The sequence below is a fragment of the Arthrobacter sp. SPT-J7 genome (assembly GCF_059089965.1).
This window is the reverse complement of the sequence record NZ_JBNHFF010000005.1, coordinates 151,108-172,802: the sequence shown is the minus strand read 5'-3', so window position 1 is coordinate 172,802 and position 21,695 is coordinate 151,108. Positions and strand designations below refer to the sequence as shown.

Sequence of the window (21,695 nt, the reverse complement as noted above, 5' to 3'; positions counted from 1 at the left end):
CGCGCACAACCTGGTTGGGTGCGCCACCGCGCACAAAGTCTGGTTGGGTGCGCACCGCGCACAAAGTCTGGTTGGGCGCGCCACCGCGCACTAAGTCTGCTGGGGCTGCGCCCGCCGCACCTTCATGAGGTGGTTGCTCACCTACACTGTTGTGGGAGTGGCGCCACGAAACGGTTCTTCACGCTTGCTAGGCACCCGTTTTGGTCACCCATCGCCGGCACTCGCCCTCCACAGGTTCCTGCTGCGGGCACTCCACCTCCACAAGTACCTATGTCGGCCACCTTATCCACCTATGAGTTCCTGGTTCTGCTCGCCTGTACGCGCGCTGCATAGGCTGGATCTATGGCGATCGAGGCGCTGGATGAGGCTCCGGGAGCAGACCAGGATGAGTCCGCTCTGCTGGACCGGCTGCGCGCCGAAATTACTGGGTTGAACGGCCGGCTTCGGAACGGCGGGCTGACGCGCAGCACAAAGTCCGTAGCCCGGACGGCAGAACAGGTTGAAGAGCTGGCCAATACCGTATCCCAAACCCAGCTCATCCTGGCCCGCATCATCAAGGCCCAGAACATCGCTGCCGTCGGAGAAACGGACACGCCCCACGACCCCGACGAACCGAATCGTCGCAAGCACGGCGCGTACAAGTCGAACGAGGACTACCTCCGGGCGAAGCTGGGCATTGCCCGGCAGGAAGCGGCGCGTCGGTTCCAGCTAGCGGAGGCCACCGAAGCCAAGCCGGTGGCCGAGGGCACGCCTGTTCCCCCGCCGCGGTTGCCGGTGCTCGCCCGCGCGTTGGATGAGGGGATGGTTTCCGGCCAAGCCGCCGATTTGATCCGCAAGGCCATCGATGACCTGCGCCGCACCGCCGATCCGGAGCAGCTACGCAAGATGGAAGAGGCACTGGTCAAGCATGCTTCCGATTACGACGTCGATTCACTGCGGCTCCTGATTAGGCAGTGGGAGGGCGGACTCAACCCCGCCGGGGCCGATCCCGGTCCGGCCGATCTGAAATCACGGCAGGGCTTGTTTTACCGGGGCCGGCGCAACGGACTGCACTGCTACGAGATCAACGCCACCGATGAGCAAAACGAGGTCCTGGCCACGATCTACAACACGGCCACCAACCCTAGATTGCGGGACGGGACAGCCACAGCCGGGACGGTAGGTTACGACGCCGCCGACGCGGTCAACGCCCTCAGTAACGAGACTGCGGCCGACGTCATCGACAAGAGCCAGACGGCCCCTGCAGCCGAGGAATCCGCCCCCAATGCCGGTCCCACTGACACATGCGGCACTGCGGACCGGGATCACGGACACGATACGGGTCCTGATGCTTCAGCCGATTCGGTGCCTACAGACGGGCGCACCCGGCAGCAAAAACAACTGGACGGGCTTATCGGTGCCTGCAAGGTCGCGCTGACCACGGATCTGCTGCCGGCAGCCGGCGGACGCCGTCCCCAGCTGCTGGCCACCATCGACTACAAAGACCTGGCCTCCGACCTCGGCCGCCCCGGAACCAGCACTTTCTCCGGACCGCTGAGCGCGAAGACCATCCGCCGGATAGCCTGCGATGCGGACATCATCCCGGTGGTCCTCGCCGGCATGGGCGTGATCCTCGACGTCGGCCAATCGCAGCGGCTGTTTCCGAAGTACATGCGGCTGGCAATCATCGCCAGGGACGGCGGCTGCGCCTTCCCCGGCTGCAGCGCCCCGTCGCCCTGGACGGAAGTGCACCACATCCAGTGGTTTGAAAAGGGCGGCCCAACATCCACCGACAACGGCGTAATGCTGTGCAGCCACCACCACCTCATCCACGAAGGAGACTGGCGGATCAAGGTCATCAACGGCGTCCCCTGGTTCTTCCCGCCGCCCGCCATTGATCCGGCACAAAAACCACTACGCAACCACGTCTGGCTCAAGGACGCCCAACTGCCCGAACGACTACCCGAGACGGCCCTGCCTGGCACCAAGTCCGGGCAGCCCGCGTACCCACCTCGGGGAGACTTGGGTGGTCCTGACGCGGGCGTTCGAGGAACACCCGTCGACCATCCAGATTCACTTAGGCGGGCGATGCAAGCAGAACTTGATATCGGCTTGGACTCCGTCGCAGAAGGTGACGGCCCAGGCGGACGTTCCAGCCCATTTCGCGGGTGGCCGGAGCAGCCGCAAACTCCCCCGTTCTAAGGGCGCTGGGCCAACCGGCAATGAGGTGCCGTCGGAACCTTCGACCCGCACGATGACTAGGTGCGGGCAGATGGAACTTTAGCCAGCGCTGTAGTCGTCGCAGGCCTTTTGCATGGAGGCGACGGTTTCGGCCGGAATCTGGTCGCCGGATTCGGCGATTTGCGACATCGGGCCGGTGATCTCGGCGGGAACGCCGGCGGCGTCTGCGGCCGAAACCAGTCCGCCGAGCAACTGCTTCTCCTCCGCACCGACCTTACCGTCGCGGATCGGAGCGCACGCCTGCTTGACCGCTTCTCCGACAGCGGCGTTGGCCAAATCGGACGCGGCTTGGCTGACGGCTTCGGAAGCAGCGTTGGCAGCCTGGTCGGCTGCGTCGGAGGCGGCCTGTTCGATCTGTCCACAACCGGTGGCGACCAGGGCCACGAGCGGGAGCATCAGCAGAGCAGAGTATCGACGAATCACCCCGCAACTTTACTATGAGGCACTCGCTTTCCCTCATTCAGGGGGATGCTGCTCTGAGCGCCGCCCTGATGTAGGGCACTGGTGTTGCAGCGCTCAGTTCTGGACGTCGGCTGTGTATTTGCCGGCAGCGATAAGCAGGAAACCGCCAACGGCGACGGCGACGGTCCCAGTCACAAGACCTGCAGCCACCGCTGCCACTCCGGAAACCATCATCCAGCGACCCAAACTGCGCCGTTTCGATGACGGCTGCGGCTGTTCCGGCCACGGTGGGGTCTGCTGGCCGACGATCGGCAGCGACAGGGTGATTACCGCTCCGGTGTCGCCCGGCGGTTCCGTCTCGCTTGGATGCCGGGTCCCAGTTGGCCATGGCCTTCCCGGCATCGACAGCATCCGGGCCAACACCGGATTTTCGATGGCGAGATGCCGTTCAATTCTGGCTAGCTCACGCTGTTCTGCGTCAGAAAGTTTCATCGTTGGTGCCGGCCCGTTCTGTCAAGGACGCGGGCACCTGCGTGTGGTTGTTCATGGGAATCTCCCGGTGGGGCAACTGCTAAGGGCCTTTAGAGTATGAAAATCAAAGCCGGCACAACAGTCGGTTTCAAACTGTTACGCCGAGAGCCAGTGCAGCTTGGAATCCGAGGCCGGTTCCGCCCGCTGGCACCGGGGTAAATGCCAAGGTCGCCGGTCCCGATGAGCCGGCGGGGCTGCTTGGCCCGCACCCCAGCCGAGCTTCCCGGAACCAGCCGTGCTCCGCCGTCGTCAGGGGTAGTCAGGTGGCTGGGCCGTGGCTACGCTGACTCAGAGGCACAACCTCACGGAGGAATCCAGATGGGCTTTGACCAGTATCACGAACCCGCCCAAGAACTCTCCGCCGAGACGCGGACGTTCGCGCGGATGTGCGCGAATCTGACCGAGGAAGCCGAGGCGATCGGCTGGTACGAGCAACGAATGTCGCTGGAAAAGGATCCGGAGTCGGTCGCCATCATGGAGGACTCCCTGGCCGAGGAGTTCAAGCATTTCAGCATGGACTTGGAGTTCCTGCTGCGGCGCAAGCCGAAGTGGCGCCAAATTGCCCGCGGCACATTGTTCCAAGACGGCGACATCGTGGCCAACGGCGGCGCCGCCGAGGTTGCGGCCGCGTCCGGATCTAGCCCTGAAGTGCCGGTCAGCGACTCCGCGCGCGGGCCGAATCGCCCGGATTCGTCGCTGGGGATCGGCAGCCTCAGGGAGGACTTCGCATGACCGCTAACCACCTGCTGCGCGAGCACGCCCCAATTTCCGACGGCGGCTGGAAGCTGTTGGACCAGGAAGCCAGGGAGCGGCTTACCGTGGCCCTGGGGGCGCGCAAGATGGTCGACTTTGCCGGGCCGTTCGGCTGGGAGTATTCCGCCACGAATTTGGGCCGCACGGAACGGGTGACCGGGCCGGCACCTGCGGACGGCGTGGCAGTGAGACGGCGCGGGGTGCTCCCTTTGGTGGAGGTCCGGGCACCGTTTAAGGTTTCCCGTGTGGAACTGCTGGATCATGATCGAGGTGCGGCGGATGTGGACCTCACCGATCTGGACGAGGCTGCCCTCCAAATCGCCATTGTGGAAAACTCAGCCGTCTTCCACGGTTGGAAGCAGGTGGGTATCACCGGCGTTACCAGCGCCACGCCGCACGCACCCATACCTCGCGTGCCAGACTTCAACGACTACCCCAAGCGCGTGGCCAAGGCCGTCTCGGCCCTGCTGCAGGTGGGCATCGGCGGGCCGTTCGGGCTGGCGCTCGGCCCCGGACATTACACCGCGGTGGTGGAGGCGACGGAGCGCGGCGGGTATCTGCTCTCGGAGCACCTGCGCAAGCTGCTGAGCGGACCGATCATCTGGGCGCCAGGGGTCCGCGGTGCGATAGTGATGAGCCTGCGCGGCGGGGACTTTCTGTTCGAGTCGGGCCAGGACCTGTCCCTCGGCTACGACCGGCACGACCAAGAGTTCGTGTATCTGTACATCGAGCAGTCCTTCAGCTTCCGGGTCGCCACTCCGGAGGCCGCGATCCATCTGACCGGCAGCGACGGTTAGGCCAGGAAAGCCGAGGCGAGCACCGCCGTCGTACTTCCAGACATGCCGGGCACTGGCGATTGGCCGGTCTCCGTGCCTAAGTTGGGGAGACCGCAACGGAAGGAAGCACATGTCCCGCATTGCCATTATTGGCGGCCACGGCAAGGTCGCACTGCACCTCTCCCGCATCCTCGCCGGCCAGGGCCACGAGGTCACTGCGATGATCCGCAATCCGGACCATGCCGTGGATGTTCAGGATGCCGGAGCGACGCCGGTAGTGGTCGACGTCGAGACCGCCACGGCTGGGGAGTTGGCCGATCAGCTGCGGGGGCACGAGGCTGTTGTTTGGTCCGCCGGTGCCGGTGGCGGCAATCCAGAACGCACCTATGCAGTGGATCGCGACGCGGCCATCCGGTCGATGGATGCCGCGGCGGCCGCCGGCGTGCAGCGATACATCATGGTGTCCTACCTGGGTGCCGGCAAGGATCATGGAGTCCCCGAAGACAATGCATTCTTCCCCTACGCCGAGGCGAAGGCGGCCGCGGACGAGTACCTGAAGTCGACGTCGCTGGACTGGACGATCCTTGGTCCCAGCGCACTGACTCTGGAACCGGCAACCGGAAAGATCCAGGCCGGGCCGGGAACGCCAGGCGGGCAGGTGAGCCGGGAGGACGTCGCGCTGGTCGCGGCAGAGGTGCTCGCCGTTCCGTCCACCACCGGGAAAGTGATCGAATTCATCAACGGAAGCACACCGATCAGCCAGGCCGTCCGCGAGCTCTGAGGCAGGTGCGGTCCCGGCGGGCCGCTGCTTTGGTTTAACTACAGAACCCCGCGCTGCAACCAGCGCGGGGTTCGGAATTTGAGATTTAGCCTTCGCAGTCGCGGCAGTACTTCTCGCCGTTCTTTTCGCGGGCTACCTGGCTGCGGTGGCGGACCAGGAAGCAGGAGGAGCAGGTGAATTCGTCCTCACGGGGAGGAACAACCTGCACTACCAGTTCTTCGCCGGAGAGATCAGCACCAGGAAGGTCAATGCCCTCGGCGGTGTCCGAATCCTCGACGTCGATCAGCGCGGTCTTCGCACCACCGGAGCGCTGGGCCTGAAGGGCTTCGAGCGACTCATTGTTATTGTCGTCGTCCTTGTTGCGCGGTGCGTCGTAATCGGTTGCCATGCGGGTTTAGAACTCCTGATGCTCTAGTTTGTTTTGACGTATCTGCGAGCGCCCATCATAGCTGCTCATCCAGACAATTCAACATCGTTTCAACAACGTCTCGCCTAGGGCGATAATTCCCGGCCTTCGGGAACCGCTGCAGCGCGCTGTTCAGGCGCAATTACTGTGGGCAAAGCCACGGCCACGGGCGGCTGGGTAAGGGGTGTGCACGCACGCGGTGCGAGGATTGCGCAGCCGACAAGCGGAGGCTTGCGCGCCACTGTCAGAGCGGTCCACGGCGGGCGGTCGGCGGTTTGTGCAGCGCCGTCAGAGGAGTGTGCGGCGGCGGTCAGAGGTATGCGCGGCGGCCGTGAGAGGAGTGCGCGGCGGCGGTCAGAGGTTCACCAGATTGCCGACGCCGGCGACGGTTGCCACAGCCCCGGCCCAGCACGCCAAGATCACCAAGGCGAACCCGACCAGCCAGAACGCGGCAGGAATCCCCGTCCGTTTGGCGATGATGAAGGCATCAGAATTGGCCAACTGATGGCGACGCCGTGTGTGGACGCTCAGCAGATTCAGCCAGTCCCGCACGGCCCCCACCAGCAGCCCGATGCCAATGGCCAGAGTCACATGGCCCAGGAACTCCGCCGGCGCAAACCAGACCAGCAACTGGGAGGCAACCGCCAGTCCCACGGCGATCACAATGCCCTCGAGATTTCGGATGAACAACAGCGTGGCCAGCAGCAGGAGCGCGCTCACCGACAGCGCCGCGCCAGACCATCCCGCGAATGCGGCCCACACCAACACGGCTCCCACCAGCGCAGGCACCGGGTATCCCCAGAAGCCCGCCCAGGCAGCCGAGGCAGGGCCTGCCCCGCGGCTGATCATCGCCCCGGATTGGTCGAACCGCAAATGAATTCCGCGCACCAGTCGACCAGTGGTCAGCGCCGCGAAAGCGTGTCCAAGCTCATGGACCGCCGTGACGAACAACCCGAAGTACCGCCAGCTGCCCCGCGGGACCGACAAGACCAACGCAACAGCCAGGATCAGCGCCAGTTCCAGGATTCCGGTTTCGAGCGGTTCGCCGCGCGTGAATCCGTCAGTGATCCTGCCCCACCATTCGGCGGCGAACTGCTGCAGCATTTTCCCTCGTCTCAGCCGTGACTACGCGATATAACTAGACCACATTCCCCCACTCCTGAAAGCAAACATGGACAAGCTTGATTTCAAGAAGGACCAGAAGGAGCTCTACTCCCCCGGCAAGGATTTCCGCTTGGTCACCGTTCCACCGATGCAGTTTCTGGAGGCAGACGGCCACGGCAACCCGAACACCTCCGAGTGGTACGGCCAAATGATCGAAGCTCTGTATTCCGTCTCCTACACGTTGAAGTTCGCCAGCAAGAAACAGTTCGACCGCGACTATGTGGTCGGCCCGCTGGAAGGCCTGTGGTGGGCCAACGACATGTCCGCCTTCACCCGTCGAGCCAAGGACGAGTGGTCGTGGACGCTGATGATCCGCCAGCCTGATTGGCTAGGACCGGACCACGTCAAAGATGCGATACGGCAAGCAGCGGCCAAGAAGGAACTTCCCGCCGTGGACTCGCTCCGGCTCGGGTCGCTGGATGAAGGGCTGAGCGTCCAGGTCATGCATGTGGGCCCGTACGACGACGAAGGACCCGTGCTGGCCAGGCTGCACGATGAATATCTGCCGGCGAACAAACTGGAGCGGGTGGGTCGGCACCACGAGATCTACCTCAGCGATGCCCGCAAGACTGAGCCGGCCAAGCTCAAGACCATCCTGCGCCAGCCGGTCCGCCGGGCTTAGTAGCCGAGTCCGCCCGCGCCTAGCGACCGAGTCCGCACTTGGGCGACGGCCCCGCGGATGGCGGCCGCATTCGCGAAAGTTGACACTTCAACATAATTGCTGTCACTATTTAGTTGAAGCGTCAACCTCCTGATGCTTATCGCTCGTTCAAGACGGCCGAGTTCCCCTGACCATCGAAACGGTGACAACATCATGACCAATTCCGCTATGACCACCACCGCACGTACCGTGCTCCGCGTAGTTTTGGGCTTCCTCTTCGCAGCCCACGGCTGGCAGAAGTTCAACGAATGGACCATTGCCGGCACCCAGGCCGCGTTTGGCCAGATGGGCGTCCCGGCCGCCGACATCGCGGCCCCGATCGTCGCCGGCCTGGAACTGGGCGGCGGCATTGCCCTGATTCTCGGCGTGCTGACCCGCGTGGTCGCAGCCCTGCTGGCGCTGGACATGATCGGCGCCCTGGTGCTGGTTCACGCTTCCGCCGGCGTCTTCGTCGATGGCGGTGGCTACGAACTGGTGCTGCTGCTCGGCGCTGCCGCACTCGCGCTGGCCCTGGTCGGGCCCGGCCGAATCTCGGTTGACCGCGCCGTCTTCGGCAAGACCAAGCTGGCGGCCATGGCCTAACCCACGCCACACCCGCAATTCCCAACGGGCAGGCGCAGCCGCAAAGGCCGCACCTGCCCGTTGTGCTGTCCGCGCACAACCGACCCGCGGCTCAAACAGAACGGGCGCCAAACTCGCTGCCCGGGCCGCCGTGGCCCCTGCCCGCAAGGGTTAGCCGCTAGCCCCTGTGTCTAGGCGCAGGAACGAGCCGCCGGTAGCTGTGACGGTCGGGCCTACGCGGCCGTCAAGAAGGACGACGGCGACCGCGCCGTCTGGGTGCCCGGGTCCGGCTCTAGACCGGGGCCCAATTCTGTACCTGGGCCCGGTTCTGCACCGAGGCGCAATTCTGTACCAGGGCCCGGTTCTGCGCCTGGATCCAGTTCTGAGCCGATGCCGGACCGGAATGCGGCAGACGTCAACGTATTCGGCGGAACCGGTCGGGTCAGGTCAAGTACCGGCCGGCGCTCGGAGGCAGCCAGTTCACGGTGCGCCGCGGCCAGGAACGCAGCCAGCACGGAGCCCAATGACGCGCAAACCGCGGCGAGGATCTCCGAAGAGGCCTCTTTAAGCCCGCGTTCAATCTCCGACAGGTATTGGATGGACACCCCGGCGCGGGTGGCAACGTCGTCAAGCGTGCGATGCTGGCGACGGCGTTCCCTGCGCAGCACGGCCCCGTAGACGTCCCGCAGCAGCGGCGCCGGTCCGGAAACGGGATCGCGATGAAGCTTTTGAAGTTCGAGCACGATGGAACTCCCTCCTGGCTGGTTCCATCGTAGAAACCTGCGGCACAGGAGTCAGCATGGTCTGCTGACGGCAGAAAAGGGTTCCGCACCAATTCCCCGGCGGGTTCCACGTTTTTTGTCGATCAGTATGAGGTCATCCTTGTAGGGTGGCGGCATGGCACCTCTACGACCTATCGGATTTTGGCTGAAGCTCCTTGACCGGCTGATCGACGAGCAGTTCAACGAGATTATGGAGGAACACGGCATCACGCGCCGGCAGTGGCAAATGATGAACCTGTTGGCGGACAAGCCGTCCACCGCCGAGGAGCTCACGGAAGCGCTGGGCCCATTCATCCCGGAAACCGAAGACGAAGGGCCGCTGGCGCCGGTGGAAGAGCTGGTGGAAAGCGGCTGGATAAGTTCCACCGACGGCCACTACGCGCTGACCGACACCGGCCGGGCCAGCCTGGCCTCGCTCGGCGACGTGGTTGACCGCAAGCGGGACGTTCTTGCCCAAGGCATCAGCGTCGACGAGTACGATGCAACCCTCGATGTCCTAGAACGCATCGCGCGGAATCTCGGCTGGGACAACCCGGAACCATGACCACGCCGACCCAACTGCGAAAAAGCGCGCTGGCCCTGCCGGAAACGGCCGAGGCGACGCAGTCCGGGATGGTCGTTTTCTCCGTCCTGCAGGAGGAGTTTGCGTCGCTGACACAGGACGGCCTGCTCCAGCTACATCTGACCAACGACGACGCCGATGCCGCCTTGGCTGCCCATCCGACAGCCGGGCGGGCGCTGGACAAGGGAACGCCACTCGGCATTCGCCTGCCACTGGCTGACATCAACGGCAAGGACCTTAACTGGCTACTTCGCCGGTCCTGGCTATGTTGTGCCCCAAAACACCTGGCCGCGCAGCTCGAAGCCGCAGATTCCGGGGCCAAGCCGCACGCACTGCCGGCGATCGGCGGACCGGCCACCCGCGCCCTGGTTTCGGCCGGCATTACCGACTTGGACACGGTGGCCCGCCACAGCCAGGCCGAACTCCTGGCCCTGCACGGCGTCGGACCTAAGGCGGTACGGATTCTCACAGAAGCTCTGGCGGTCTCCGGGCAGTCCTTGCGAAGGGACGGATAAAGGGCACGCCAGCGCGGCCAGCTGATAGCCGGCGATGGACCGGGCAACGGACCACCGCGACAAGACGGGGGGCAACACGATGTGCAGGTTGTTTGGACTCCATGCGGGCCGACACCGGGTCCATGCCACCTTCTGGCTCCTGGACGCACCGGACAGCCTGTCCGAGCAGGGCAGGCACCAACCCGATGGAGCGGGCATCGGCATCTTCACGTCGCTCGGCGCCCCGATTGTCAGCCGGCAAGCCGAATCAGCGTGGCGCGGGCGGACGTTCGAACTCGCGGCCCGGGACTTCACCTCCTCCACCTTCCTCGCCCATGTCCGGTATTCGTCGGGCAGCAAGGCCTCCGTTGCCAACACCCACCCCTTCGAGCAGGACGGCCGGTTGTTCGCGCACAACGGCGTCTGCCGCGGCATGGAACTGCTGGATGAGCGGCTGCAGCGACTTGGCGCTGCGTCACTGGTGCGCGGCCAGACCGACAGCGAACGGATCTTCGCGCTGATCACGGCGGAAACACGCCGCAACCGTGGCGACGTCGTCCAGGGCATCACCGCCGCGCTGGGCTGGATCATCGACACCTTGCCGCTCTACAGCCTGAACATGGTGATGACGACGCCAAACCATATGTGGGCGCTGCGCTATCCAGACACCAACGAGCTGTACATCTTGGAGCGCACCGCCGACGATCCTCAAAGCCAAAACCAACTCCACGCCCGCAGCAACCGCATCCGGGCGCAGTTTCCCGACCTGGCACGGTATCCCGGCGTGGTGGTTGCCAGTGAAGTCATGGACGGCGAAGCCGGCTGGCGGCTGATGGAGCCGGGGGAAATGGTCTGCATTGGTCCGGACCTGCGCGTCGAATCGAGCAAGCCCTTCCCGCCCAGCCCCATGTTTCCGCTGGCACTGTCCGAGCTGGGCCGGCATGCCGTCAGCCAACGACCCGACTGATGTTGAAGGTGTGCGGCGCTCCACAGCCGGCCACCGCCGTCGTTGTTTCAGCGGAAGTTGGACTCGCCCAGGTAGGGTTCCAGGATCTGCCGCTGGCGGTCGCTCAGGCGCAGCAGGCGGCCGGAGTCGGTGTGGAAGAACGCCAGCGTGGTTTCGGCCAGCACGCATTGCTCCGCGGTCACCGGGTCCATGATCATGTACGCGATGGTCAGGCTGGCACCCTTGATCGCGCTGATCCAGACCTCCACGTGGGCCGGGATGTTGCGGTAGTTCAGCGGCCGGACGTACTTGACCCTGTGCTCGGCCACCAGCGCCTGGGTGGATTCCGGCAAATCGGAAAAGACCGGCAGGTCCACCTCGAGTCCGGGTCCACCGGTTCCCGCCGGCGGGCCGAACGCGTGGATGCGCGCTTCCTCCAGGATCCGCAGGATCTCCACATTGTTGATGTGCCCGTAGGCATCCATGTCGCCCCAACGCATCGGGACGTTGCAGGACAGGCGCTGGGCGGAAGGTGTCTCGGTCATGGCCCGATTTACTTTACCGGCCGTTTACCCGGTGGATGCTGTTTGGCATTCCTGATCCGGAACCCTATAGTAGGAGGGCGCCGCATAGTGTGATGCGCAACACAAGTCTCATGATGAATACATACGAAACAGAAGATACAGCCAGCACGGTACCGGGTTTCGACGTTTGGGTGGACGTCGAACTCCATGTTGATACCCAGCTGGGCCTCATTCAGTTCTGCCTCGAGGGCGAGCGCGTCCTGGGCTGGTCCGACAACATCGACGCCATCGCTGCGGCGACGGCAGATTCCCCCGGCACCGCCCAGTGGTGCGAGAAATACTCCAAACTTTTGGTGCCGAGTTCACGCAAGGGTGCGGGAAACCGCTTCTTCACCGTGACGAGGATGGACCCAGAGTTCGACGACGGGGACCGTCCGGCGGCGTAGCCACGCACTCTCTGCCGGGCGCTGCGGTGGGTTCGTGCGTGCGCGGGTTCGCTCGTGCAGCGGACGGATTCGTGCGCGGGGTCGTTCATGGGCCGGCGCGGGGTCGCTCGTCCGCAGGCTCGAGTTCGCACTTGCGCCGGGCGCGGGGGCCCGACGTGGCCGTCATGAACGCCGCCCTGCCGCGGAGATGACTACCATGAAGCCGTGCCTACTTCATCGCCTTCACCCCGTCCGGAACGCGGCAAGTTCGCCGCCAAACTGCTCCGCGGCGGCACCGAGCCCGATCCGCGGTTCACGCTGGCCAACGAGCGCACGTTCCTCGCGTGGATCCGCACGTCGCTCGCCCTGGTGGCGGGCGGCATCGCAGTGGAGGCCTTCACCACCGACATTTTCGTTCCGGAGATCCGCACGACCATCGCCGTCGTGCTCCTGGTACTGGCAATGGCGATCGGCTGCGGTTCCTTTTTCCGCTGGCTGAATATCGAACGGTCCATGCGGCACAAGACTCCCCTGCCGCTGCCGCTGATTGCCCCGATTCTGGCCATTGGCGGCGGCGTGGTGGCGGCGCTGCTGCTGGTCTTCGTCCTCCTGCGGCAGACGTGATGCGACGCGGCCGTCCCGCCCCCGAGCCGGAGCACCACGATGCCGGCCTACAACCCGAGCGCACGTCGCTGGCCTGGAGCCGGACCACCCTGGCCATGATCGTAGCGACGGCCATGTTCCTGCGCTGGTTTCCGGAATACGGCTGGTTCACGGCAACGCTCGTGACCGTTGCGTTGTGCACGGCCTTGGGCATCTACCTCACCCAGAAGCTGCGCTACCGTCGGGCAGTCTCCGGCATCGCCAACGAAAGGATCCACGCCGACGCCGCCGCGGCCGCCTGGGTTGCCGGCAGCGTGGTGGTGCTCGGCGCGCTCGGCATCTACGCGGTCCTGTTCCTGGCCTTGGACTGATGAACGACGGCGGCGCGCGCCCGCAGGCGGGCGGCGGGAGTCAGGACAGTGACAGGGCGTCGCGGTAGACCCAGCGGCCGTCCTCGCGAACGAACGTGCTCTTCTCCTGTTGCGCCCGGTCTTGGCCGCCTTCGCGGTAGGTAGCCCGGAACTCCACCGTGCCCGCGCGGTCCGCTTCGCCGCCGCGCACGGTTCTCAGGATCTGCAGTCCGGTCCACGCCAGCGCAGGATCCAGTTCAAGGCTCGCCGGCCGTGTTTCCGGGTGCCAGGTACGCAGCAGATAGTCAACGTCGCCTGTCACAAACGCTGTGTAGCGCGAGCGCATCAGAGCTTCCGCCGTCGATGCCTCCGCGTCCCCGCGGTGCAGCGGCCCGCAGCACTCCCCGTACGTCCGGCCGCTCTGGCACGGACAGGCGGTGGCGGATCCAAGAGCCCTCATGAGGCCACCGCCACGCACGGCTCGGCCCAGCTGCTGGCGACGTGCTCGCGATGCCAGCTGTCTGCTTCGTGACAGCCGGCCCGCTCCGCGCGACGCACGAAGGACCGGGCGTTCCGCTCGGACCGCATGTCAGTGGGCCAACTGCCGGGCGGAGGCGTAAATGTCAGGCAGGCTGTCGTTCCGGCCCGCCTCGCGCCGGGTCACCCAGACTTCGAAGGCCACCCGGACCACCGCCGCGCAGGTCTCGAAGGCGAGCCTGATCTGCAGATCGCTGACGCCGGCGTGGCCGAACCTGTCCATCAGGGCATCCACCAGCCCCGTGGTGCGGGTGGCATTGTGCTTGAGCAGGGCCGCCTTCAGCAGCGGTTCCTTGCGGATGAGCTGGTTGACCAGCAACATGCTGCGGGCCTGCGGAGCATCGTTGTCCGCGTACCCCTGCATCACCTGCTGATAAACACGCTCCAGCTCTTCGCGCGGATTGCCCGTGGGGTCGATGGTCAGCAGCCCGGCTTCAAGCGCGGCGTCGAAGTCCTGGTGGGCCGGCAGCGCTGCCTCTTCCTTGCTGGTGAAGTAGCGGAAGAACGTGCGCTGGGAGATTCCGGCGGCGTTGGCTATGCCGTCCACGGTGGTGGCATCAACGCCGTACTCCTGGAACAGGCGCAGCGCCGCCTCACTGATTTCGATCCGGGTCTGGCGCCGCCGTCGCTCCCTCAATCCGGGTGCAGCAGCAGGGAGCTCAGCCGTGGAAGGGCCGGGCACATCGGTTCTGGAAGCGCCGCTGATCGGCGATTTCTGTGGCATAGCAGCTTCCAAGATACCCCAATATTTGAGTATTAGCTGCCAATGTGGCAGTATCTGCCATAATGGCATGAAAGGGCATCAATGAACATTAAAGTTGGCGACACCCTCGTCTACCCCCCGCACGGCGCCGTCACCGTGACCGATCTCCGGACCCGTCCGTTCAAGGACTGCCAGACCAAGTTCGTGCAGTTCCGCGCGCATCACGACGGACTGATGATCGAACTGCCGCTGGGCAACGCGGAAACGGTCGGTGTGCGCAAGGCCATCAGCAAGAAGGGCGTCAAGGAGGTCTTCGCGATCCTCAAGGCGAAGGTGCCCGAGGACCAGGAGAACTGGTCGCGCCGCTTCAAGGCCAATCAGGAAAAGATCAACAGCGGCGACATCTACAAGGTCAGCGAAGTGGTCCGCGACCTCTCGCTGCGGGCCCTCGGACGCGGCTCCTCGGCCGGCGAGAAGCACCAGCTGGAGCAGGCCATGCGGATCCTGTGCTCGGAGCTTGCCCTGGCCGAGAAGACCGACACCGACACAGCCCGCGGCATGATCGAAGCCGTTTTCGGCCCGGTCGACGCCACGGCCTAAACATCCACTATTCACCAGGCGGCCTTTTCAGCTCTGAAAAGGCCGCCTAGTGAATACTCGATCGAAATCGAGCGACGGCGCCCCGCTCCGCAAGGAGTGGGGCGCCGTCGTGTTCAGCCGGAAACGCCGACGCTGCCAGCGCGCCACCGGGGACGGCACTACAGGATGCCCAGCTGCTGGAGCTGGTTCGCCAGGCCCTTCCCGTCCGGGGCATAGATCCAGGGAATGCCGCGCGCCGGGCCGCTGGGGCGCTCCTGCGAACGGCCGCCAGCCAAGACCGCTTCGCTGACCGACAGTTGCCGGATGGCGACCGCCGCCACGTGCCCCGGATAGCGCAGCGCGAAGCCGGCGTAGATGGCCTCGTCGTGCTGGCCGTCGTCGCCGATCAGCAGCCATTTGATGTCCGGGAACTCTTCGGCCAGCCGCCGCAACTGGTCGACCTTGTGCAGCTGTCCGCTGCGGAACCAGCGGTCCTTGGTGGGACCCCAGTCCGTGAGCAGCAGTGCGCCGTCCGGATACAGGTTCCGGGACAGAAACCTGGTCAAGGTCTGCGCCACATTCCAGGCACCGGTGGAAAGGTACAACACCGGGCTGCCCGGATGTTGGCGCGCGACCCGTTCCAGCATCACCGCCATGCCCGGCGTGGGATTGCGCGCATGTTCATCCAGCACAAAGGTGTTCCAAGCCGCCAGCAGCGGACGCGGCAGGGCGGTGACCATCACCGTGTCGTCGACGTCGGAGACCACACCGAAGCGCTCCCCCGGCGGGACCACATACACGGCAGCTTCCACCGGCTCGGAGTCCTCGCAGCGCAGCGTGACGGTGTGCCAGCCGGGGGCAAGATCCACGGAGACTTTCGCGTCCACCACGCCGCCGCGGTCGGCCACCACATGATGTTCGACGCCGGCGGCGGTGATGGTCACGCGCGCGTTGGCCACCGGTGGACTGATGAAGTTCCGCCAGCCGCGGATGCCGTCGGCCACCAGCTTGGAGGGCATCCGGCCGTTGTCGAAGGCGCCGGGCCTGGCCATGACCACCCGGCCAAGCACGCGGATCCAGCCGTCCGTGCCGTAGCCGGTAAACGGCATCACGGTGGCGACGTCACCGCGCCGCCGCGCCCGCCGCTCGCGGTACGCCTGCCAGCGGTCTTCCATGCGCATGCCGATGTGGGCTGCCTTCTCCTGGAGGTCCTCGCCGTTGCCAATCCTGGATGCCATGGTCCAAGTCTGTCATGTCCACGCTTTGTGGCTTGAACTTCCCCTCGACCTCTTTCGGCGGTGAGGACCGGCCGCCAGGTCTTGTCCGCGCCGGAGCGAACCTGAAGACTGTTCCCATGACGTTTGCAGCGCGGCACATCAGCATTGCCATCAACCGCCCCTTTGGGGAGGTCTACGAGTTCACCAGCAACCCGGAGAACCTGCCGAAGTGGGCCGCCGGGCTCAGCTCCTCCATCGGCATGGTCGACGACTCGTGGGTGGCGGAAACGTCTGCCGGCCCGGTGCGGGTGAAGTTTGCCGAACGCAATGAGTTTGGTGTGTTGGACCACCACGTCATCACCGCTTCCGGCGAGACGATCTACAACCCGCTGCGCGTGCTGGGCAACGGCGACGGCGTCGAGGTTGTCTTCACGCTCTACCGCCGCGAAGGCATGGACCAGGCAATGTTCGACGCCGACGCGGCGGCGGTGGACCGAGATCTGCACACGCTCAAGCGACTGCTCGAGGCCTGACCAGCGCACTCCACGGGACCGCCGCACAGCCGCAATGACGCGCCCAAACCGGCCGCCGTCGTCGTGATTTTTTCGCGCCGGAGCGGGCAAACGGACGTACACTGAAAGCGCTGGTTCTGACGTCAGATGCGCCCTACCAACGGCCGAGTTGTCACTCGACGAAGTTTCGAAACTCATTGTTTGGGAGGAGAAATGACCACCGCATCACCGCATGCCGGACACGCACATGTCTCCCGTGGGAATGTGCGTAACGCTGCGATGGCTTCGGGAATTGTTCTCTTTGTGATCGGTGTCCTGGGCTTCATCCCGGGCATCACCATGCATTACGGGGACATGGCCTTCGCCGGAGGGTCAGAGGCGAAGTTGCTCAACGTGTTCCAAGTGTCCGTGCTGCTCAACATCGTCTACCTGGTGGTAGGCGTGGTGGGCTACATCATGAGCCGCACCGCCAGTGGTGCGCGGGAATTCCTGATGGGAGCAGGCATCCTGTACCTCGCGATGTGGCTGTACGGCCTGATCGTCGGACCCGCCGAATACGGGGCCAATTTCCTGTCCACCAACACAGCCACCAACTGGCTGAACTTCATCCTCGGCGCGGTCATGCTGGCCCTGGGCATCACCTTCATGATGCGCCAACGGGAACGAAGCGCACGGAATAACCTAACCCGCTGCCGCCCGCCGGACCTCGCGGCGGGCCTGGTCAGCCACCGGACCCCAGTCGACAATGACTGGGGTCCGGTGCCGTTTGGCGCCGCCCGATACTGGTTCGATGGTGCTCATGATGCTGTGCGGCCTGCTGGTGGCCGCGGGCTTGGCTGTGGTGTTGCTAGGGGGCGGGGAGCGGTTCCGGCCGCCAACTGCCCATAACGACGGCGGCGCCCTCCTGCCGCACGTTGCCCGCCGGGTGCTCTGGTGGGCGAACGTCCTGCTGGTCGGCGGCGGCGTGACCGGCCTGTGCATGGCCGGCGCCGGCGGTCGGCTCGTCATGCGTCTGCTGGCGATCACTTCGCCCGAGGACGACCGAAGGTTCACTGAAAACGGGTCGGTCATCGGGGAAATCAGTCTGGGAGGGACAGGGTTCCTGGCGGTCCTTGGCATCGCTATCGGCATGCTCACCGCCCTCCTCTACGGGTTGCTGCGACATTGGTTGCCTGCCGGCCGGGCCGGCGGTGCGGCCTTCGGACTGCTGTTGCTCCTGGCGCTGTCGACCGTCCTGGATCCGCTGCGGCCAGACAATCGGGACTTCCAAATCGTCGGGCCCGGCTGGCTCTCGGTGGCTGCCTTCTCGGCGTTGGCGATCGGCCATGGCACGCTGCTGGCCGTAGTTACCGCCGGGCTGTCCCGTCGCGTCCCCTTGATTGGTGCGGTAAAGGATCTGCGCTGGTATGTTCCTTTGGCCCTTGTACTGGTGCTGCTGGGTGCCGCCAGTGTCATTGCCTCGGCAGGGATTATTGCCGCGATCGGCGTGGCGTGGGCGGCGGCTGCCCTGAGGCGGCGGTTCCGCACCGGGGAGTCGTCGGGAATGCCTGCGGCGGCGGGACAACGGCTTGTGGTGGCCGCCGCACAACCGAGTCTCCCTGCGGAGACCGGTGTGGGAGCGGCGCCGGTGCCAACAACCAGGCAGTCACAGCCGCGAGGCGAGCGGCGGGATCGGCAGGTGCTGCTGGCCGGGCGCATCGCCCTGCTCGGGCTTGCTCTGGCATGCCTGCCGGGGTTCATTATCTCGATGGCCAGCATCCTGGCGGCGGGCGGCTAGGAGCCTGAAACGCCCTGCAGGTTAAATGGCACCGCCCCGCCGGATGGGAACGGCGGGGCGGTACGGCAGGAAGTGCGGTGCTAGACCGCGGCGCCCTGCGGGGTGCGGATGGTGGCGAAGCCCCGGGCCCAGGGAATGAGCTGGTCGATCATCGGGGCGAGCGTTCCGGCGTTCTGCTCGGTGGGCTTGAAGTCGGTGAAGTTCTCAAAATCGGTGAACAGCGAGAACATCACCTGGTTGCGGACCACGGCCACCTGCAGCTCGGCCAGCAGGTTGCGCAGGTGCTCGGCAGCGCGGACGCCGCCCATCGAACCGTAGGAAACGATGCCGGCGGCCTTGTTGTTGAATTCCGCGTTCAGGTACGACAGCGCGTTGGCCAGCGCAGACGAGACCGTGTGGTTGTACTCGTTCGCCACGAAGACGTAGCCGTCGAACTCGCTGATCTTGGCCGACCAGGCCTTGGTGTGGTCGCCCTGGTAGTTCTGGTAGGCGGCAGGGTATGCCTCATCCAGCAGCGGAAGGTTGAAGTCGGCAATGTCGACGACCTCGAACGTGGCGTCGGTCCGGCCGGCCAGTTCGGCAGCCACCCATGCGGCCACCGAGTCGTTCACCCGGCCGGGGCGGGTGCTGCCGGTGATGATGGCGATCTTGGGCAGGCCTGCGGTGGCCTCTGCCGGAGCCGCAGCCTCTACGGGCGCAGCTCCGGCCGCAGCTTCTGCGGACACCGCTTCGCTGGCCGTTTCGTTCTCACGGGACACAGCCGGTGCTGCCTCAGGGTTGGCGGCGGACCGGCGGGCGCTGGACTTGCTGAAAAGATTCTTGAACCAGGACATGGCAGCCTTCGATAGATTGCTTGACGTTTCAACAATCCTACCGATGGGAAGAATGACGTGTCAACAAATTGTCACGTGGGGTGCTTGTTCAGGGGGCGAGCGAGCTTCCCGGCGGCCGAACGTGTTCGAAAATGACGGTGGTATTGGTGCCTGCCACCTCCGGACGGAGGCTGAGGTTGTTTGCCACCAGGTCGCGTAGCGCCCTGGAGTCCGCCACGGCCACATGGATCAGGAAGTCGCGGTCTCCGGTGACAAAGAAGATTCCCTCCACCGCGGGCAGGCCGGCCAAGTAGTCCTTGAATTCGGCCAGGTTCGACCGGGCGTGCGCCTGCAGGCGGATGGAAATCAGCGCCTGCAGCCCGCGCCCCACGGCAGCCGGATCGACGTCGGCATGGAAGCCCCGAATCACGCCCCGCTCGCGCAGGGAACGGATCCGGCTCAGGCATGTCGATGGGGCAATGCCGGCGGCTGCGGCGATGGCATTGTTGGGAGTCCGGGCGTCGTTCTGGAGCAACTCGACAATCAGTCGGTCGATGCGGTCCAGCCCGGACCCGGCTGCAGCCCCCAAAGGCCGTCGAACATCATTCGATTCCGCCATGTGACAGCCACCACTTTCTGAACTTCCGCTTTCCTGATTCCAGTCTTGCAGAATCTTCTTCCAATCACTTGAGATATCGGTAAACATTGTTCACGATAGGTGCCGAGAGCAGACACAACCCGAGGAGCACCGATGTACTCTCGCGCACACGCCCCGAGCACCGCCGTCGTCGTTGGGGCCGGCATGGTGGGACTGGCCACCGCTTGGCACCTGCAGGAACGCGGCGTGGAAGTGACCGTCTTGGACAGGTCCGGCGTTGCCGCCGGTGCTTCCTGGGGTAACGCCGGCTGGCTGACACCCGGCATGGCCATGCCGTTGTCGGACCCGAGCGTCTGGACCTACGGCCCGAAGGCGCTGGTTGATCCCGCAGCGCCGCTCCACGTCCCCGCTCGGCTGGACCCGCAGTTGTGGAAGTTCCTGGCCCGCTTCGCGCTGCACGGCTCGCAGAAGGCTTGGGACCGGACCATGGCCGCGCTGACGCCGATCGACAAGATGGCGCTGGAGAGTTTCGACGAGTTGACGGACAACGGCGTCGAATCCTGGACGCGGAAGGGCCCCTTCATCGTCGGTTTCGAGAACGAAAAGGAGAGCCGCCACTTTGTCCACGAGCTTGCCAACGTGGAGAAGGCCGGCCAGTCCGTTCCGCTGACCCGTCTGGAAGACGCCCAGATGAAGGTGCCGCAGCTGTCTGCCGCGGTCTCGACAGTGTTCGAGCTGGAGGGACAGCGGTTCCTTGAGCCCGGTCCGTTTGTGGAGGCCCTTGCGGAAGCGGTGGTGGAACGGGGCGGGAAGATCGTCCCCGGTGCGGAGGTCCGCTCGCTGCGGCACGGCCATACCGGGATCTCGGTGGAGACCTATGCCCAGGAGCCGTTCCACGCCGACGTTGTGGTCCTGGCCACCGGGGCGTGGCTACCGGAGCTGGCCAAGCCGCTGGGCGTGCGCACCATGGTGCAGGCCGGCCGGGGGTATTCCTTCAGCGTGGAAACGGACCAGCCGGCCGAGTTCCCGATTTACTTCCCCGCCCGCCGTGTGGCCTGCACCCCGTATCAGGGACGGTTGCGCATTGCCGGGACCATGGAGTTCCGCGGTCCGGACGAGCCGCTGCAGACCGGACGGATCGACGCCATCCTGGCCTCGGTCCGGCCGCTGTTCACCAATATGGACTTGGAGAATCTCGAGGATCTCTGGGTGGGTCCGCGCCCGGTCACTCCGGACGGGCTGCCGCTGGTCGGCGCCACCCGCTCCCCCGGCGTGTACGTTGCCGGCGGCCACGGCATGTGGGGCATTGTGCTGGGCCCGGCCACCGGCAAGCTGCTGGCTGAGCAGATTGTCACCGGCCGCGTGCCGGACGAGATTCGTCCGTTCGATCCGCTGCGCTAACCGGCGGACCTACGGATTACCGCGGGACGGTCCCGGCACTGTCATCGCGCAACCTGGCGAAGGCGGGCGACTTGACGGGTTATTCCCGCTCACAAGACGGCTTCCCCTCTGGGGACTCAACTGGTCGGCCGCGCTGGAAGTGGTCGGGGGAAGCCGCTAATCCAAGGATGCAAGCAGTTCACTGCAGGCAGTTTCGCAGCGGCGGCAGGCCTCCGCACAAATCCTGCAGTGTCCGTGCATCCCGGCGTGCTGTTCGCATTCCTCGGCGCAAGACTTGCAGGCAGTGCGGCAGGCTTCCAGCATCGCCCGGGTGATGTTCGCGTCATAGCCGGTGTGCCGCGAGAGGATCTTTCCCGTAGCGGCACAGATGTCGGCGCAGTCGAGGTCGGTGCGGATGCACTTCGTCAGCTCAGCGACCATATCCTCACTAAGGCAGGCATCCGCACACGCGGTACATATCTGGGCGCATTCAAAGCAGGCCGCTATGCATTCGGCCAGTTTTTGGCGGTCCAACCCACCCATACCCTTGGGGTAGGCCTCAAGCATCGAGGTCACATGGTGTGTCATCGCTTCGGTCCCTTTCGCCAGTGGTTGGCTGCGGCCGGTGCCGGCCACCAC

The 21,695-nt window shown here is 65.2% G+C and carries 29 protein-coding genes; 17 read left to right on the top strand and 12 right to left on the bottom strand.

Annotation, left to right across the window (positions count from 1 at the left end; all coding sequences use genetic code 11):
* Window positions 1–342: 342 nt before the first annotated feature.
* On the top strand, window positions 343–2,181 hold the full coding sequence (locus AC5RWX_RS10395) for an HNH endonuclease signature motif containing protein (RefSeq protein ID WP_494097382.1): 1,839 nt from the start codon (window positions 343–345) through the stop codon (window positions 2,179–2,181).
* Between the two features lie 78 nt (window positions 2,182–2,259).
* Here the strand turns inward: AC5RWX_RS10395 and AC5RWX_RS10390 are convergent, their stop codons facing one another.
* Both AC5RWX_RS10390 and AC5RWX_RS10385 read right to left on the bottom strand, forming a co-directional pair.
* Window positions 2,260–2,616 (bottom strand): hypothetical protein, encoded by a 357-nt coding sequence (locus AC5RWX_RS10390; protein WP_494097381.1) that lies wholly within the window; start codon window positions 2,614–2,616, stop codon window positions 2,260–2,262.
* A gap of 120 nt (window positions 2,617–2,736) precedes the next feature.
* Window positions 2,737–3,114 (bottom strand): DUF3040 domain-containing protein, encoded by a 378-nt coding sequence (locus tag AC5RWX_RS10385; protein WP_494097380.1) that lies wholly within the window; start codon window positions 3,112–3,114, stop codon window positions 2,737–2,739.
* Between the two features lie 357 nt (window positions 3,115–3,471).
* On the opposite strand from AC5RWX_RS10385, the gene AC5RWX_RS10380 reads away from it, so the two are divergent.
* The 3 genes from AC5RWX_RS10380 to AC5RWX_RS10370 all read left to right on the top strand — a co-directional run bounded on the left by AC5RWX_RS10380 (window position 3,472) and on the right by AC5RWX_RS10370 (window position 5,463).
* Window positions 3,472–3,885 carry a ferritin family protein gene (locus tag AC5RWX_RS10380; RefSeq protein WP_493941799.1) on the top strand — a complete coding sequence of 138 codons (414 nt, stop codon included), beginning with the start codon at window positions 3,472–3,474 and terminating at the stop codon, window positions 3,883–3,885.
* The gene (locus AC5RWX_RS10375) at window positions 3,882–4,703 is read left to right on the top strand and encodes a family 1 encapsulin nanocompartment shell protein (protein WP_493941800.1); all 822 of its coding nucleotides are present in this window, start codon (window positions 3,882–3,884) and stop codon (window positions 4,701–4,703) included. The genes AC5RWX_RS10380 and AC5RWX_RS10375 overlap by 4 nt, the downstream gene beginning before the upstream one ends.
* Before the next feature lie 109 nt (window positions 4,704–4,812).
* Window positions 4,813–5,463, top strand: coding sequence for an SDR family oxidoreductase (locus tag AC5RWX_RS10370; protein WP_493941801.1), 651 nt, complete (start codon window positions 4,813–4,815; stop codon window positions 5,461–5,463).
* An 85-nt stretch (window positions 5,464–5,548) separates the two neighbouring features.
* Here AC5RWX_RS10370 and AC5RWX_RS10365 read toward each other — a convergent pair whose 3' ends face one another.
* Window positions 5,549–5,851, bottom strand: coding sequence for a DUF4193 domain-containing protein (locus AC5RWX_RS10365; RefSeq protein WP_127513562.1), 303 nt, complete (start codon window positions 5,849–5,851; stop codon window positions 5,549–5,551).
* A gap of 372 nt (window positions 5,852–6,223) precedes the next feature.
* A complete protein-coding gene (locus AC5RWX_RS10360) occupies window positions 6,224–6,973 on the bottom strand; it encodes a M50 family metallopeptidase (RefSeq protein WP_493941802.1) in 750 nt (249 codons plus the stop codon).
* A 67-nt stretch (window positions 6,974–7,040) separates the two neighbouring features.
* Between AC5RWX_RS10360 and AC5RWX_RS10355 the strand changes: the two genes are divergently transcribed.
* Together AC5RWX_RS10355 and AC5RWX_RS10350 are read left to right on the top strand one after the other, a co-directional pair.
* Window positions 7,041–7,655, top strand: a complete 615-nt coding sequence (locus tag AC5RWX_RS10355; RefSeq protein WP_494097379.1) for a GyrI-like domain-containing protein — start codon at window positions 7,041–7,043, stop codon at window positions 7,653–7,655.
* Window positions 7,656–7,847: 192 nt separating this feature from the next.
* Window positions 7,848–8,276: a DoxX family protein gene (locus AC5RWX_RS10350; protein WP_493941804.1), complete on the top strand. Its 429-nt coding sequence runs from the start codon at window positions 7,848–7,850 to the stop codon at window positions 8,274–8,276.
* Window positions 8,277–8,488: 212 nt separating this feature from the next.
* Here AC5RWX_RS10350 and AC5RWX_RS10345 read toward each other — a convergent pair whose 3' ends face one another.
* Window positions 8,489–8,998, bottom strand: a complete 510-nt coding sequence (locus tag AC5RWX_RS10345) for a helix-turn-helix domain-containing protein (RefSeq protein ID WP_494097378.1) — start codon at window positions 8,996–8,998, stop codon at window positions 8,489–8,491.
* A 154-nt stretch (window positions 8,999–9,152) separates the two neighbouring features.
* Between AC5RWX_RS10345 and AC5RWX_RS10340 the strand changes: the two genes are divergently transcribed.
* From AC5RWX_RS10340 to AC5RWX_RS10330, 3 genes are all read left to right on the top strand, one after another.
* Complete coding sequence (locus AC5RWX_RS10340; protein WP_494097377.1) at window positions 9,153–9,581, top strand: MarR family winged helix-turn-helix transcriptional regulator; 429 nt, start codon at window positions 9,153–9,155, stop codon at window positions 9,579–9,581.
* On the top strand, window positions 9,578–10,114 hold the full coding sequence (locus tag AC5RWX_RS10335) for a hypothetical protein (RefSeq protein WP_494097376.1): 537 nt from the start codon (window positions 9,578–9,580) through the stop codon (window positions 10,112–10,114). The genes AC5RWX_RS10340 and AC5RWX_RS10335 overlap by 4 nt, the downstream gene beginning before the upstream one ends.
* 79 nt (window positions 10,115–10,193) lie before the next feature.
* The gene (locus AC5RWX_RS10330; RefSeq protein ID WP_494097449.1) at window positions 10,194–11,060 is read left to right on the top strand and encodes a class II glutamine amidotransferase; all 867 of its coding nucleotides are present in this window, start codon (window positions 10,194–10,196) and stop codon (window positions 11,058–11,060) included.
* 47 nt (window positions 11,061–11,107) lie between these two features.
* On the opposite strand, the gene AC5RWX_RS10325 is transcribed toward AC5RWX_RS10330, so the two are convergent.
* Window positions 11,108–11,584, bottom strand: a complete 477-nt coding sequence (locus tag AC5RWX_RS10325) for an acyl-CoA thioesterase (RefSeq protein WP_494063175.1) — start codon at window positions 11,582–11,584, stop codon at window positions 11,108–11,110.
* A 110-nt stretch (window positions 11,585–11,694) separates the two neighbouring features.
* Between AC5RWX_RS10325 and AC5RWX_RS10320 the strand changes: the two genes are divergently transcribed.
* The 3 genes from AC5RWX_RS10320 to AC5RWX_RS10310 all read left to right on the top strand — a co-directional run bounded on the left by AC5RWX_RS10320 (window position 11,695) and on the right by AC5RWX_RS10310 (window position 12,962).
* The gene (locus tag AC5RWX_RS10320; RefSeq protein ID WP_493941809.1) at window positions 11,695–12,009 is read left to right on the top strand and encodes a hypothetical protein; all 315 of its coding nucleotides are present in this window, start codon (window positions 11,695–11,697) and stop codon (window positions 12,007–12,009) included.
* Between the two features lie 204 nt (window positions 12,010–12,213).
* A complete protein-coding gene (locus AC5RWX_RS10315; protein ID WP_493941810.1) occupies window positions 12,214–12,612 on the top strand; it encodes a YidH family protein in 399 nt (132 codons plus the stop codon).
* Window positions 12,612–12,962: a DUF202 domain-containing protein gene (locus tag AC5RWX_RS10310; RefSeq protein ID WP_494078095.1), complete on the top strand. Its 351-nt coding sequence runs from the start codon at window positions 12,612–12,614 to the stop codon at window positions 12,960–12,962. Before AC5RWX_RS10315 ends, AC5RWX_RS10310 begins: the two co-directional genes overlap by 1 nt.
* 40 nt (window positions 12,963–13,002) lie before the next feature.
* Here AC5RWX_RS10310 and AC5RWX_RS10305 read toward each other — a convergent pair whose 3' ends face one another.
* Together AC5RWX_RS10305 and AC5RWX_RS10300 are read right to left on the bottom strand one after the other, a co-directional pair.
* Complete coding sequence (locus AC5RWX_RS10305; RefSeq protein ID WP_494097375.1) at window positions 13,003–13,401, bottom strand: YchJ family protein; 399 nt, start codon at window positions 13,399–13,401, stop codon at window positions 13,003–13,005.
* Between the two features lie 129 nt (window positions 13,402–13,530).
* On the bottom strand, window positions 13,531–14,202 hold the full coding sequence (locus tag AC5RWX_RS10300) for a TetR family transcriptional regulator (RefSeq protein ID WP_494097374.1): 672 nt from the start codon (window positions 14,200–14,202) through the stop codon (window positions 13,531–13,533).
* An 81-nt stretch (window positions 14,203–14,283) separates the two neighbouring features.
* Between AC5RWX_RS10300 and AC5RWX_RS10295 the strand changes: the two genes are divergently transcribed.
* Entirely contained in the window at window positions 14,284–14,781 is a 498-nt protein-coding gene (locus AC5RWX_RS10295) for a CarD family transcriptional regulator (protein ID WP_493942355.1), read from the top strand.
* 158 nt (window positions 14,782–14,939) lie between these two features.
* Here AC5RWX_RS10295 and AC5RWX_RS10290 read toward each other — a convergent pair whose 3' ends face one another.
* Entirely contained in the window at window positions 14,940–15,998 is a 1,059-nt protein-coding gene (locus AC5RWX_RS10290; RefSeq protein WP_493944816.1) for an App1 family protein phosphatidate phosphatase, read from the bottom strand.
* 116 nt (window positions 15,999–16,114) lie between these two features.
* On the opposite strand from AC5RWX_RS10290, the gene AC5RWX_RS10285 reads away from it, so the two are divergent.
* From AC5RWX_RS10285 to AC5RWX_RS10275, 3 genes are all read left to right on the top strand, one after another.
* Window positions 16,115–16,510, top strand: a complete 396-nt coding sequence (locus AC5RWX_RS10285; protein WP_494078097.1) for an SRPBCC family protein — start codon at window positions 16,115–16,117, stop codon at window positions 16,508–16,510.
* A 192-nt stretch (window positions 16,511–16,702) separates the two neighbouring features.
* Window positions 16,703–17,377 (top strand): DUF4383 domain-containing protein, encoded by a 675-nt coding sequence (locus tag AC5RWX_RS10280; protein WP_494097373.1) that lies wholly within the window; start codon window positions 16,703–16,705, stop codon window positions 17,375–17,377.
* Window positions 17,280–18,266 carry a hypothetical protein gene (locus AC5RWX_RS10275; protein ID WP_494097372.1) on the top strand — a complete coding sequence of 329 codons (987 nt, stop codon included), beginning with the start codon at window positions 17,280–17,282 and terminating at the stop codon, window positions 18,264–18,266. The genes AC5RWX_RS10280 and AC5RWX_RS10275 overlap by 98 nt, the downstream gene beginning before the upstream one ends.
* Before the next feature lie 80 nt (window positions 18,267–18,346).
* On the opposite strand, the gene AC5RWX_RS10270 is transcribed toward AC5RWX_RS10275, so the two are convergent.
* Both AC5RWX_RS10270 and AC5RWX_RS10265 read right to left on the bottom strand, forming a co-directional pair.
* The gene (locus tag AC5RWX_RS10270; RefSeq protein ID WP_494097371.1) at window positions 18,347–19,099 is read right to left on the bottom strand and encodes an NADPH-dependent FMN reductase; all 753 of its coding nucleotides are present in this window, start codon (window positions 19,097–19,099) and stop codon (window positions 18,347–18,349) included.
* A gap of 88 nt (window positions 19,100–19,187) precedes the next feature.
* A complete protein-coding gene (locus AC5RWX_RS10265) occupies window positions 19,188–19,697 on the bottom strand; it encodes an Lrp/AsnC family transcriptional regulator (protein WP_493942524.1) in 510 nt (169 codons plus the stop codon).
* Window positions 19,698–19,829: 132 nt separating this feature from the next.
* On the opposite strand from AC5RWX_RS10265, the gene AC5RWX_RS10260 reads away from it, so the two are divergent.
* Window positions 19,830–21,077, top strand: a complete 1,248-nt coding sequence (locus AC5RWX_RS10260; RefSeq protein ID WP_494097370.1) for an NAD(P)/FAD-dependent oxidoreductase — start codon at window positions 19,830–19,832, stop codon at window positions 21,075–21,077.
* A gap of 156 nt (window positions 21,078–21,233) precedes the next feature.
* On the opposite strand, the gene AC5RWX_RS10255 is transcribed toward AC5RWX_RS10260, so the two are convergent.
* Window positions 21,234–21,644, bottom strand: a complete 411-nt coding sequence (locus tag AC5RWX_RS10255; RefSeq protein ID WP_494097448.1) for a four-helix bundle copper-binding protein — start codon at window positions 21,642–21,644, stop codon at window positions 21,234–21,236.
* Between the last annotated feature and the right edge of the window lie 51 nt (window positions 21,645–21,695).